The sequence below is a fragment of the Mycobacterium sp. ITM-2016-00318 genome (assembly GCF_002968285.2).
Classification (GTDB): domain Bacteria; phylum Actinomycetota; class Actinomycetes; order Mycobacteriales; family Mycobacteriaceae; genus Mycobacterium.
Genome location: NZ_CP134400.1, coordinates 3,734,129 through 3,746,719 on the forward strand (window position 1 = coordinate 3,734,129; position 12,591 = coordinate 3,746,719).

13 protein-coding genes are annotated in these 12,591 nt (G+C 66.1%); 4 read left to right on the forward strand and 9 right to left on the reverse strand.

Annotation, left to right across the window (positions count from 1 at the left end):
• The first annotated feature begins 64 nt into the window (after positions 1-64).
• Positions 65-592, forward strand: a complete 528-nt coding sequence (locus tag C6A82_RS18205) for a thermonuclease family protein (protein ID WP_233216823.1) — start codon at positions 65-67, stop codon at positions 590-592.
• On the opposite strand, the gene C6A82_RS18210 is transcribed toward C6A82_RS18205, so the two are convergent.
• The 9 genes from C6A82_RS18210 to C6A82_RS18250 all read right to left on the reverse strand — a co-directional run bounded on the left by C6A82_RS18210 (position 562) and on the right by C6A82_RS18250 (position 9,645).
• On the reverse strand, positions 562-1,488 hold the full coding sequence (locus C6A82_RS18210) for a hypothetical protein (protein ID WP_199193661.1): 927 nt from the start codon (positions 1,486-1,488) through the stop codon (positions 562-564). The genes C6A82_RS18205 and C6A82_RS18210 overlap by 31 nt on opposite strands.
• On the reverse strand, positions 1,485-2,690 hold the full coding sequence (locus C6A82_RS18215) for a cytochrome P450 (protein WP_105343304.1): 1,206 nt from the start codon (positions 2,688-2,690) through the stop codon (positions 1,485-1,487). Before C6A82_RS18215 ends, C6A82_RS18210 begins: the two co-directional genes overlap by 4 nt.
• Complete coding sequence (locus C6A82_RS18220) at positions 2,683-3,363, reverse strand: TetR/AcrR family transcriptional regulator (RefSeq protein ID WP_105343306.1); 681 nt, start codon at positions 3,361-3,363, stop codon at positions 2,683-2,685. The genes C6A82_RS18215 and C6A82_RS18220 overlap by 8 nt, the downstream gene beginning before the upstream one ends.
• Before the next feature lie 102 nt (positions 3,364-3,465).
• On the reverse strand, positions 3,466-4,245 hold the full coding sequence (locus C6A82_RS18225) for an SDR family NAD(P)-dependent oxidoreductase (protein WP_105343322.1): 780 nt from the start codon (positions 4,243-4,245) through the stop codon (positions 3,466-3,468).
• Positions 4,246-4,259: 14 nt separating this feature from the next.
• Complete coding sequence (locus C6A82_RS18230) at positions 4,260-5,558, reverse strand: acyl-CoA dehydrogenase family protein (protein WP_105343308.1); 1,299 nt, start codon at positions 5,556-5,558, stop codon at positions 4,260-4,262.
• A gap of 20 nt (positions 5,559-5,578) precedes the next feature.
• Positions 5,579-6,718 (reverse strand): CaiB/BaiF CoA-transferase family protein, encoded by a 1,140-nt coding sequence (locus C6A82_RS18235; RefSeq protein WP_105343324.1) that lies wholly within the window; start codon positions 6,716-6,718, stop codon positions 5,579-5,581.
• A complete protein-coding gene (locus C6A82_RS18240; RefSeq protein ID WP_105343309.1) occupies positions 6,715-7,482 on the reverse strand; it encodes an enoyl-CoA hydratase/isomerase family protein in 768 nt (255 codons plus the stop codon). The genes C6A82_RS18235 and C6A82_RS18240 overlap by 4 nt, the downstream gene beginning before the upstream one ends.
• A 5-nt stretch (positions 7,483-7,487) precedes the next feature.
• Complete coding sequence (locus C6A82_RS18245) at positions 7,488-8,663, reverse strand: acyl-CoA dehydrogenase family protein (protein WP_105343311.1); 1,176 nt, start codon at positions 8,661-8,663, stop codon at positions 7,488-7,490.
• Positions 8,647-9,645 carry an acyl-CoA dehydrogenase family protein gene (locus C6A82_RS18250; RefSeq protein ID WP_105343313.1) on the reverse strand — a complete coding sequence of 333 codons (999 nt, stop codon included), beginning with the start codon at positions 9,643-9,645 and terminating at the stop codon, positions 8,647-8,649. The genes C6A82_RS18245 and C6A82_RS18250 overlap by 17 nt, the downstream gene beginning before the upstream one ends.
• Positions 9,646-9,887: 242 nt before the next feature.
• On the opposite strand from C6A82_RS18250, the gene C6A82_RS18255 reads away from it, so the two are divergent.
• From C6A82_RS18255 to C6A82_RS18265, 3 genes are read left to right on the forward strand one after another with little or no spacing between them, the layout of a single operon-like run.
• Positions 9,888-10,979 carry an amidohydrolase family protein gene (locus C6A82_RS18255; RefSeq protein WP_311101408.1) on the forward strand — a complete coding sequence of 364 codons (1,092 nt, stop codon included), beginning with the start codon at positions 9,888-9,890 and terminating at the stop codon, positions 10,977-10,979.
• 33 nt (positions 10,980-11,012) lie between these two features.
• Complete coding sequence (locus C6A82_RS18260) at positions 11,013-12,161, forward strand: amidohydrolase family protein (RefSeq protein ID WP_105348230.1); 1,149 nt, start codon at positions 11,013-11,015, stop codon at positions 12,159-12,161.
• Positions 12,162-12,165: 4 nt separating this feature from the next.
• Entirely contained in the window at positions 12,166-12,558 is a 393-nt protein-coding gene (locus C6A82_RS18265; RefSeq protein ID WP_105348228.1) for a Rieske 2Fe-2S domain-containing protein, read from the forward strand.
• The last annotated feature ends 33 nt before the right edge of the window (positions 12,559-12,591 follow it).

The following is a 12,591-nucleotide window of genomic DNA, read 5'->3' on the forward strand; positions in this document are numbered from 1 at the left end:
ATTCCAGCACGCCTTTTCTCGAACTTTCGGTGCTGGAATATCGTTTCGCGGTGATAGTTGCATCATGATGCTGCGTTCGGTGGTGGCGACGATCTTTATTGCCGCAGCCTCCTTGCTCGCGCCGGCAACCGCGACGGCCGACGTCGTCACCGCCACCGCCGAGGTACTGCGGGTGGTCGACGGCGACACAATCGACATCCGCGACGATGTCCGCGGCCGCCTCCGTGTCCGGGTGCTTGGCATCAACACACCCGAGACCAAGAAGCCGGGCTTCGACGTCGCGTGCTGGGGGCCGGAGGCGACGGAGTTCGCCCGGTCCACCATGCTGGGCCGGCGGGTAGCCGTGCAGCCCGACCCGACTCAGGACAGGACCGACCGCTATGGCAGGACACTGGCATACCTCGTCCGGGCCGACGGGTTCGACTATTCGATCGAGGCTGCCCGCGCAGGAACAGCGAAATCCTATGTCTACGGCGGTGCGCCAGTGAGCCGCTATGCCGCCATCGAAGCGGCGGAAACCGAAGCGCGGGCCGCTATGCGTGGTCTGTGGGGGCCACCGTGCTACGGCGACACCACGCCGGTGCCGCGCTGAACGAGCTCGCGCACCTGCTCGCGCGCGAAGAACTCCTGATCCTCGCCGAAGCCGACCACGTCGTCCCATTTCCACTCGGTGAGTGTCCAGAACGTCAGCCTGCCGGGCCAGCCCAGCCAACGCAGCGCGGTACGCACGTCGCCCTCGGCGTGCAGCATGCGCCCGCGGTCGTCCTCGGCGTCGAGTATCACCCGCTGCGGTGCGCCGGACCGGCGCTGCAGCACCCGCCGTTCGCCTGAGACCAACTCCGCGAGCTGACCGTCACGAACGAGGTAACCGCCGACGACCTTGTCGACACCCGGTTCTCGGCTCGCCATCGTGATCGCATGCCAGTGTGCGTCGGGCTCCGCAATGGCCCAGAGGTAATCCCCCGACCGACGCGCCCCTTGGCGGTGCGGCCCCCATGTTCGGTCGCGCATCGCGTAGCAGTCCACCTCGAAACGTTCACCGTTCAACGTCGCGGTACCCCGCATCTGGCCCGCTTGATCGAAGTGGCAGTGCTCCGGCGATGCGTGGCCGAGCACGTGCGGTGTCATGATCGCGGTCCACTCCAGATCGAGGTCCAGACCCAACCCGGAATAGGAGAGCCGATAGCTCCGCATCGGCTCGACGACCTCATGCCGCAGCGAATTGGGCAGCGTGAAGTCAGCGAAATCGAGTGCTCCAGTTGGTGGTTGGCGCCAGCGCCAGTCGTAGAACAGGCAGTCGTAGACCTCTTCGCCGCTCGGGTCCCACAGTGCAGGCCCGCCACCGGAAACGCCTGTTCGCGCGTCGTGGAAGTAGTAGAGGAAGCCGTTGATGTCGCGTTCACCGATGTTGAAGCCGAACCAGCCGCTTTCGCACCAGTCGGCGTCGCCGCCTGCGGAGTGGAAGACTTCGTCACCGACGTCGATCACCAGGTGACCGGAAGCTCGTAGAGGCCGTAGGCCAGTGCATCGTGTTTGAACGGCAACTCGTCGAGTGGCGCCGCAAGCCGCAGCGTCGGGATCCGCCGGAAAAGCGTTGGGAGCACGATCTGTAACTCCATCCGGGCCAGCTGCTGGCCGACACATTGGTGGCGACCGTAACCGAAGCCGACGTGAGGGCCGTCCTCGCGTGTCAGGTCGAGCCGGTCGGGGCTGTTGAATTGACGGGCATCCCAGTTCGCAGGAGCCACATCGAGAATGATGCCGTCGCCCGCCCTGATCAGCTCGCCACCGACCTCGATGTCCTCGTCGGCGATTCGACGCTGCCCGGTCTGGATGATGCTGCAGTAGCGCATCAGTTCCTCGACGGCCGCGGCGATCGTCTTCGGATCCTCCGTGTCGCGCAGCAGCGCCAGCTGGTCAGGGTTTTCGAGCAGCGCAACGATACTGATGCCGAGTTGGCCCGCGGTGGTCTCGTGTCCGGCGATCAGGATTCCGGTGGCCAGTTGCGCGGCTTCGCGCACGCTGATCTCCTCGGATTTGACCCGCTCGGCGAGGTCGGACACCAGGTCTTCGCTCGGATTGTCGATCTTGGCGAGCAACAGGTTCTTGAGGTATCGCGCCAGTGCCCCCGCGCCTTTCGCGGCGTCCTCCGCACTGGCATACCGGCTCATCCCCCGGTTGGCCTGCGTCTGGAAGAACTCGGCGTCGTCGTATGGCACGCCGAGCATTTCGCTGATCACCAGCGACGGAATGGCCAGCGTCAGCGCCTCGACGAGGTCGGCGGGTTTCGGGCCTGCGAGTATCGCGTCGATATGCGCGTCGGTGATCCGCTGGACAGCTGGCCGCAACGCCTCGACACGCTTAAAGGTGAACGGACGCGACAGCATCCGGCGAAAGCGCGTGTGCTCCTCGGCATCCGAGGTGAACACCGACCGCGGCCGCTTGTGCACGGTGGCGAGCATGCCCTCGTTCCAGTGCGGATAACCGGGCTTGCGGTCGTCGACGCTGACCCTGCTGTCGGTGAACAGCGACCGGATCGCCTCGTAGCCGGTGATGAGCCACGGGGTGCTGCCATCCCAGATCCGTACGCGGAACAGCTGCTGCGTGGCACTGCGTTCCATCACCTGCGGTGGCGGGGCGAACGGGCAGCGCTCCGCGCGCGCCAGCGGGAAGTCGAGGATCTCAGACATGGCGCACGACCACGTCGGCTGAGCCGACTCGACCGACCGGCGCTTGCCAGAGCCCGACGATCGCGTCGATCAATCCTTCTGCGGCGACGGGCCAGCTTGATCTGGCTTCCGTTCCGTACTCGGCCATTTCGCCTTCGTGTTCGGCGCAGGTGTGCATCAACAGGTTGCGCGCCATCACGATTCGTTCGCTTCGCACCCGTCTCGGAAGGTCGGGCAGACAATCGTTGATGCCGTTGATCGCGGCGACGAGTTCCGGCGACGTCAGCGCGTCCTTGGTGACGACGTGCCGGTAACTGGGGTCGGCCATCGCCACCGCGGCGAACCGTGCATACCAACTCGGGTTTCCGAGTGCGCTGAGATGGTCGGTCAGTGGAAGGACCAGTGTGCCCACCCAGTCGCGCAGTTCGGTCGAACCGGTGATGTCTGCGAGCATCCTGCCGCGCAGCGATTCGATCGGCGCCCGGTGCTTGCTTTCGATGGCACGCAGCAGGTCGGTGCGGGTGCCGAAGTGGTAGCACGCCGCGGCGTTGTTTCCCTGATTCGCGGCCTCGCTGATCTGCCGGTTGGAGACGGCGTACATCCCCCGCTCGGCGAACAACCGCTCCGCCGCGGAAAGCAGCGCCTCCCTGGTCGCAGAGGAACGGTCACCACTCAGGACACGGGCTGCGGTCACATCCTGTAGTACACACTGCCGATGTGCTTAAATCAAGCAGTTTATTTAGATTCTGGTTGACCGGCCCAGCCCACAGAATCGAGGGAGACTGCCGAGTCGACGTCAGGTCAGCCGGCCGACCTCGCGCAGGAAGTCCTGGGTATGTGCGATGCGGCCGGTAAGCGTTTTCGGGTCGCCGGTGCACAACAGGTACGCGGTCTCGGTGATGAGTTCGATGCTTTCGGTGTCGTTCTTGGCGAGGTCGAGTGCGCCCGCCCCTTCGGTGGCCACCGGGTTCGTCGGCGCCGCGGCGTTGACGGCGATACCGTCGTCGTACAGTTCGGCGGCAAGGCTTTTGGTCAGCCGGTTGAGGGCCGCCTTCACCGTGCCGTAGACCCCGAAACCGGCCGTGCGATCGAATTCGGAGAACGGCGGCCCGCCGGGCAGATCGCCGCCGACCGAGGTGACGTTGAGGACCCAGCCATGGCCGCGCTCGCGCATGGCGGGAATCGCCAGCTGAGTTAGGTGCAGCGGAGCCAGTACGTGCATCTCCATCATCAGCCGCACCCGGCGGTCGGGAAACTCGTCGAGCGGACGAAGGAAGGTGACCGCCGCGTTGTTGACGACGATGTCGGGAGCACCTACGCGCTCGACCACCTCACCGAACAGCCGCTCGCGGTCCTCGGCGTTCGAGAGGTCGGCCTGCACCGCGATCGCCGACCCGCCCGCGGCCTCGATATCGTCGAGCGTCTGCGCAAGTGAGCCTTGATATTTCGGGTCGGGGTCCATGGTGCGCGCGGTGAGCGCGACGGTCGCACCCGCATCCGCGAGCCGCTTCGCGATCGCCTTGCCAAGGCCCCGGCTGGTTCCGGTGACCAGGGCCACCTTGCCGTCGCACCGCATCGCGCCCTCGTGTGTCATGCGCGTTTGATCCCGGCCAGCTTGTGGGCGAACTTCGCCTCGGCGGCCTCTCTGAGCCGGAGCAGGTGCTCGGAGGGGAAGACGTCGGGCGCGGGCTTGTAGTCCTTGAGCAGCAGGCGGGCCAGCGTCACCTTGTGCACCTCGGTCGGCCCGTCGGCAAGCCCGAGCACGAACGACTCAACGAGGTACTGCACGAACGGCATCTCGTGGGTGGTGCCCAGCGAACCGTGCAACTGCAGCGCCCGCGCCGACACGTCGTGCAGCACCTTCTGCATCATCGCCTTGACCGCCGAGATATCGGCCCGCACCGCCTTGTAGTCGTTGTGCTGGTCGATCTTCCACGCCGTCTGCAGCGTCAACAGCCGGAAAGCCTCGATCTCCATCCAGGAGTCGGCCACCATCTCCTGCACGAGTTGTTTGTTGGAGAGCATGTCGCCCTGGGTGTACCGCGACACGGCCCGCTCGCAGATCATGTCGAAGATGCGCCGCACCAGGCCGACGGTGCGCATCGCGTGGTGGATGCGCCCGCCACCGAGCCGGGTCTGCGCGACGACGAAGGCACCACCTCGCGGGCCGAGCATGTGATCGTCCGGGACACGCACGTTCTCGTACCGGACGTAGCCTTCGCGGCCTCCCCCACCGAGCGGCTGGTAGCCGAGACCGACGTCGCGCAGCACATTGATACCTGGCGTTTCGCCGGGGACGACGAACATCGAGTAGCGCTCGTAGGGCGGGGCGTCGGGATCGGTCACGGCCATCACGATGATGAATGACGCCATCGAGGCGAACGACGAGAACCACTTCTCGCCTTTGATCACCCAGTGATCGCCGTCCTGCACGGCCGTGGTGGTGAACACCTTCGGATCGGCGCCGCCCTGCGGCTCGGTCATCGAGAAACAGGAGATGATGCGGTTGTCGAGCAGCGGCTCGAGATAGCGCTGCTTCAACTCGGGCGTCCCATAGTGCGCGAGAATCTCGCTGTTGCCGGAATCGGGTGCTTGGGAACCGAATACGATCGGCGCGCATTCTGACCGGCCGAGGATCTCGTTGAGCAGCGCCAGCTTCACCTGGCCGTGGCCCGGCCCGCCGAGATGCGGGCCGAGGTGGGTGGCCCACAGTCCGCGGTCCTTCACGATCTGCTGCAGCGGCGGAATGAGCGCTTGGCGCACCGGATCGTTGAGGTCGTGGGACTCCTTGATGATCAGGTCGATCGGCTCGCACTCCGAGCGCACGAACTCCTCGACCCACGCCAGCTGTTCCGCCCACTTGGGGTCGGCCGAGAAATCCCACGCCATCGATCGTCCTTTCGTCGGGCTCAGTCGCCACTTTGTCGCGCGATACCCGAGCCGAGAAGACCCGCGATCGCGTCGTCGTCAAATCCGATGCCCGCAAGCACCTCTCGGGTGTGGTCGCCGGGCAGCGCCGGTCCGGTCGGCGTTGACGGCGACGTTCTGGAGAATCGCGGCACCGGCGCGGGTTGCACCACACCGTCGATGTCGACGAAGGTGCCGCGCGCGACGTTGTGCGGGTGCTGGGGCGCTTCGGCGAGGCTGAGCACCGGGGTGGCGCAGCATCCTGGCGAACTGAGCCGCTCTTCCCATTCGGCCCGCGTCTTCTCCAGGAACCGTGCAGCGAGCACCGCCCGATGGACGGGCCACGCCGACGGGTTGTCCGCATCCTGGGGTGGCTCGACACCGACCCGTTGGCACAGCTCGGCGTAGAACTGCGGCTCCATCGCCCCTACCGCGATGTGCTTGTCGTCTGCGGTCCGGTAGACGCCGTAGTAGTGGCTCGCGCCGTCTAAGACGTTGTCGTAGCGCCGATCCCGCCAGGTACCGGCGGCCACCATGCCGTAGTAGGGCGCCATGAGGGCGGCGGCACCGTCGACCATCGCCACGTCGACGACCTGACCCTCCCCCGACGCGCGTGCCTCCAGGATGGCGCTGAGAAGCCCGACGGCCAGCAGCATACCGCCACCGCCGTAGTCCCCGACCAGGTTTAGCGGCGGCACAGGAGCATCGGGGGTGCCGATGCCGTGCAGAGCGCCCGCGAGCGAGATGTAGTTGATGTCGTGTCCTGCCCGGTCCGCGTACGGGCCGTCCTGCCCGTAGCCGGTCATCCGTGCGTACACCAGCCGTGGATTGCGCTCCTGCAGGTCTTCGGGTCCGATGCCAAGTCGCTCGGCCACTCCGGGCCGGAAGACCTCGACGAACGCATCGGCGTTCCCGATGAGCTGCAGCAGGATCGCCCGGCCCGCCGGGTTTTTCACGTCGAGCCCGATGGAACGCTGACTGCGCCGGACGGTGTAGTCGATGGGCAGCGGGCCGTCGACCGCGCGGGGTGTGTCGATGCGTACGACGTCAGCGCCGAGGTCGCCGAGCAACATGCCGCAGAACGGACCGGGACCAAGACCGCCCATCGTCACGATCCGAACGCCGTCCAGCGGTCCGGTCATGTCGACCACTTCTGCCGTCGCGCGGCGGCGTCGTCGGTCGCATGGCTGAGAACCTGATTGCGATTCTCCAACTCCAGCGCCGCATCGATGCCCGCGTCGGTGTTGGCCTGCAGCGCACGCTTGGTCAATTGCACTCCCAGCGGCGACAACTCGGCGATCGTCGACGCGAGTTCGACGGCGCGGCCGATCAGGCGGTCGGGCTTGACGAGCTCGCTGACCAGACCCCGGCGGTCGGCTTCGGCCGCGGTCACGGTACGTCCGGTCAACATCCAGTCGGCGGCGACACTGGTTCCGACGATTCGCGGCAGGTGATAGCTCATCCCCATCTCGGCGCCCGACAGTCCCAGCAGTATCGCGGCGTTACCGAAAGCGGCCGCGCTGGAGCAGATCCGAATGTCGGCGGCCAGACACAGCGCGAACCCGCCACCGACGCACGGCCCGTTGACGGCGGCGATGACGGGCTGCGGGAGACCTCGAATCGCCTGCGGCAGCGCCGCCATCGACTCCTGAAACCGCAGCCGCTCGATCGCTGGGGCGTCGGCGTCGGGTACTCCCGGCCCGAAATCACGCATGTCGATGCCGGAACAGAAGCCGCGCCCGGCACCGGTCAGCACGACGGCCTTGACGTCCTCGCCGACCGAGGCCAGCGTTTCGGCGAGCTCACGGCGCAGCACGTCGTTGATTGCGTTGAGTCGTTTCGGCCGGTTCAGCGTCACGAGAAGGACGCCTGCGTGCGGCCTTTCGAGGAGCAGCGTCTCGGTCACCGGACTCAGCGCCGGGGTAGGCCGAGTACCTGCGTGGCGATGATATTGCGCTGAATCTCAGACGTACCGCCGGCGATGGTGCCGCCGAAGCTGCGCGCGTACCGTTCGAACCAGCTCGCGAAATAGTGGTCGAGATTCATGTGCTCATAGGGACCGGTCGTCGACGGGTGGATGAGTCCGTCGGAACCCGCGGAGGTGAGCGCGTTCTCGAGCGCCTGCCGTTCGGCTTCTGACCCGAACAGCTTGAGCACCGACACCGAGGCGGTGTCCGCCTCGCCGCGGGCGGCCTTCGCCAGCGCCGCCGATCCCATCGCCCGCAACGCGAGGTAGTCCATGATCGTGGTGGCGTACTGGTCGCGCTGCAGCTCGCCTCGGGGCCGGAAGTCGGCGATCATGTTGTCGATCCGGTCGGCGAAACCGAGCCACATCATGGTGCGCTCATGGCCGAGCGAGCCGTTGGCCACGCCCCACCCGCCGTTCAGCGGTCCGACGAGGTTCTCCGCGGGAACTCTCGCGTCGGTGAAGAACACCTCGTTGAAGTCCAGGTTGTCCTCACCGCACATATCGGCGAACGGCCGGCACACGACACCGGATGCGTCGGTAGGAATGATCAGCGCGCTGATTCCCTTGTGCCTGGGGGCATCCGGGTCGGTGCGCACGAAGGTCATCAGGAAATCGGCGTCATGGGCGCCCGAGGTCCACACCTTCTGTCCGTTGACCACGAAATGGTCCCCGTCCAGCACGGCGCGGGTGCGCAGCGACGCAAGGTCGGAGCCTGCGCTCGGCTCGCTCATACCGAGCGACGCAGTGCGCTCACCCTTGAGTACGGGAACCGCCCATCGATGCTTCTGCTCGTCCGACCCGAATGAGATCAGCGACGCGGCGATGATGTTGACGCCCTGCGGATTCAGGCTGTGATAGATGCGGCGCCTGCAGAGCTCGTCCAGATGGACGAACTGTTGCAGCACGGTCGCGTTGCGGCCGCCGAACTCCGGCGGCTGGGCGGGCAGCAGCCAGCCGTTGTCGAACAGCAGGCGCTGCCAGTCGCGCGCCCACTGCGGCATGTGCGACACCGACCGCGGCCGCTCCAGTGTGTCGGCCTCCGACGGCAGGTGCTCGTCGAGGAACGCCGAGAACTCCGCCCGGAACTCCTCGACGTCGGAATCAAAAGTCAGCTGCATCGAATTCCTCCGCGATCATCACGCGATGCTCGGCCGCGCCGCCGAGCAGCAGCTCGCCGGCCTTGGCCCGCTTCAACGCGAACTGAAGGTCGTTCTCCCAGGTGAACCCCATGGCTCCGAACAGTTGCAGGCCGTGCCGGAACACAAGGGCCTGGCACTCGCCCGCCGCAGCCTTGGCCATGGCCGCCGCCAGCCGCCTGCGCGGATCGTCGGCCGCGATCGTCAACGCGGCGAAGTAGGACAGCGCGCGGGCGCGTTCGATGGCGACGTGCATGTCGACGGCCTTGTGCTGCACAGCCTGGAAGGTGCCGATCGCGACGCCGAACTGCTGGCGCTGCTTGACGTGCTCCAGCGCCAGGTCGAGGACGCGCTGGCAGGCGCCGACCGTGCTGATGGCGATGCCGGTGAGGGCCAGATGGCGCGCTTTCTTCGCGTTGGTGTGCAACCGCTCGGTGTCGGCCAGTCGCACGCCCGCGAAGGTGACGTCGGCGATGTGCAGCACGGGATCGAAGACCTTGCTGCGCCGCACCGACACCTGATCTGCGTCGACGAGGAAGACGCCGCCATCGGTGACCACGGCCAGCCGCCCCGCCCGGTCGGCGTCGAGCACGTGCTTCGCGGTGCCGTCGAGCACCCAGCCCTCGGCATCGCGGTAGGCCGTGATGCCGTCATAGATCGCGGCGCCGGCCTGCTGCGGGTCGAAGCGCTCGCCCACCAACGGCGCGAACTGCGTCAACGTGGCAAGAAACGGCGTCGGGTCGGTGGCGCGCCCCAACTCTTCGAGCACGATCGCGAGCTCGACGGCATTCTCCGGGTCGGTCAGCTCCGTCCAGCCGGCGTCGATGTAGGCCTGCCACAGGGGCGCGGGGTCGACGCCGTTCTCGGCGATGTCGCGAACGAGCGACGGCGGGCACTGCTTGCCGACCGCGTCGCGCACGGTGTCCTGCCACAGCCGTTGATCCGCATCGAACTCGAGTAGCATCCGGCGCCTCCTGGTGCGATTGCCCGTCGGGAACGAGAATAACATTCTCCTTAGATGTCGTAACTGTTCTCGAAAACCACCTACCTCGTTTCGGCCGGCGGTTGCCATGTATGTGACCAGCCCACACTCTGACCTGCGAAGAAGTAAGCGTTGCGCTTGAGAACCCAATTCTTGCCAATGAAGAACTTGGCTTTACACTGGCTGTACGACCGGTGCCCACCGGCAGACTGCGGAGGCCATCAGTGATCCAACAACCTGACGGAGCGACGACGCCCGTCATCGATGCGAGCGTGCACATCTTCTCGCAGTCGAACAAGGACCTCCGCACGAACTTCATGGCCGAGCCGTACCGCAGTCGCGGTTTCCCCGACTACGAGATGGACTGGTACGGCGCGCCTGGCGGCGAGTACGCGAAAGGCACCGAGGGACCCGACGGCCAGTACCCCGGGTCGGACCCGCAGATCGTCGGGCACCAGCTGTTCGACGAGCGCGGCGTCGATGTCGCGATCCTGCACCCGATGACGCGCGGCATCATGCCGGACCGCCACCTCGGTACCGCCATCGCGTCGGCACACAACGACATGATGGTGAAGCGCTGGCTGGAGGACGGCACCTACGGCGACAAGTTCCGCGGCACCATCCGGGTGAACCCCGACGACATCACCGGCGCGCTCCGCGAGGTGGAGAGGTATAAGGACCACCCGCGAGTGGTGCAGATCGGCGTCCCGCTGCAGTCGCGCGAGGTGTACGGCAAGCCGCAGTACTGGCCGTTGTGGGAGGCCGCGATCGACGCCAACCTACCGGTCGCGGTGCACGTCGAGGTGGGTGCCGGCCTTTCGTTCGCTCCGACGCCGTCGGGGGTGCCGCGCACCTATGAGAACTACGTCAGCTTCATGGCGCTGAACTACCTGTATCACCTGATGAACATGATCGCCGAAGGGGTATTCGAAAGGATGCCCGACCTGAAGTTCGTCTGGGCCGACGGGGCGGCCGACATGCTGACGCCGTTCATTTGGCGGATGGACTGCTTCGGGCGCCCGCACCTCGAACAGACGCCTTGGGCGCCGAATATGCCGAGCGACTACCTGCCCGGCCACGTCTTCTTCGTCGAGGGCGCGATGGACGGACCCGGAGACGTCGACTTCGCCGGCGAATGGCTGGGCTTCACCGGCAAGGAAGACATGGTGATGTACGGGTCGAGCTACCCGCACTGGCAGGCCAACGAGCTGACAGTGCCCAGCGCATATACGGCCGAACAGCGCGACAAGCTGTGCTGGCGCAACGCCGCGCAGCTCTACGGGATAGACGTCGGGGCCGGTGTCGGCGCACAGTAGTCAATAGAGGCTTCGAGCAAGGGATAGACGAAGATGACATCAACAATCTCGACAGCAGATCGCAAGCCAGCGGCCGAGCGCATCGCTGTTCGGTGCGTGGACTCCGACGTACACCCGACGCCGCGCGCCGGCGAGTTGACGCAGTACATCCCCGAGCCGTGGCGCAGCAAATACTTCCTGACGCGCAAGATCGGCGATCAGATCTACTACGACGCTCCCGACTACGCCCATGCGTACGCCATGCGCGCCGACACCTTCCCCGCCGACGGCCAGTTCCCCGGAAGCGATCCGGATCTGGCGTTCAAGCAGCTGATCATGGAGGCGGGCGCCGACATCGCGATCCTGGAACCCGCCGCCTATCCGGCCCGCTTCCGTGAGCCGAACCACGCGATGAACTGCGCGCTTAACGACTGGCAGGACAACCACTGGCTGGACAGCCACAACAACTGGCACGAGCGGTGGCGCGGTTCGATCTGCGTGGCGATCGAGGATCCGGAAGGTGGGGCGAGGGAGATCGAACGCTGGGCTGGACATCCCTACATGGGCCAGATCCTCATCAAGGCCGAGCCGCGCCCGTCGTGGGGCGACCCCCGCTACGACCCGATCTGGGAAGCCGCCACCAAGCACGACATCACGGTGAGTTGCCACCTGTCCCGGGGGCACCACGAGGAACTGCCGATTCCTCCGGTGGGCTTCCCCAGCTACAACCACGACTTCATGGTCACCTACTCGCTGCTGGCGGCCAACCAGGTGATGAGCCTGATCTTCGACGGCGTCTTCGACCGGTTCCCGACCCTGCGAATCGTGTTCGTGGAGCACGCCTTCACCTGGATCCTGCCCCTGATGTGGCGGATGGACGCGATCTACGAGGCCCGCAAGTCCTGGCTGGACATCAAGCGTAAGCCGTCGGAGTACGTGAAGGACCACATCAAGTTCACCACTCAGCCGCTGGACTACCCCGAGGACAAGACCGAACTGTCGCGCGCGTTCGAGTGGATGGAGTGCGAAAAGATCCTGCTCTTCTCGTCGGACTACCCGCATTGGACCTTCGACGACCCGCGCTGGCTTGTGAAGCATCTGCCCGAGCACGCCCGTGAAGCCGTGATGTTCCGCAACGGCATCGCGACCTACCACCTGCCCGATACGGTGCCGGCCCTCGAGGGCCAAGTCCGGGTGTTCTGAGACGGTGGCAGAGGAAACGAAACCGCCCCGGCTGGCCCAGGGGCGTGAGCATGTCGTGGCCACCGTCGACGAAATACCGCCGGGTAAGCACAAATTGGTGCCGATCGGCCGTCACGGTGTCGGCGTTTACAACGTCAACGGCACGTTCTATGCGATCGCGAACTACTGCCCACACGAAGGCGGTCCGCTGTGCTCCGGACGGGCGCGCGGCCGGACTGTCGTCGACGAGAACGTGCCGGGAGATGCCGTCATGGTTCGCGACCTCGAATTCATCTATTGCCCCTGGCACCAATGGGGGTTCGAGCTCGCCACCGGAACGACGGCCGTCAAGCCGGAGTGGAGCATCCGCACCTATCCCGTGCGGGTCGTCGGCAACGATGTGCTGGTGATGGCGTGAGGCGGACGTGAGTGAGGATCGCAGCGAGGTACG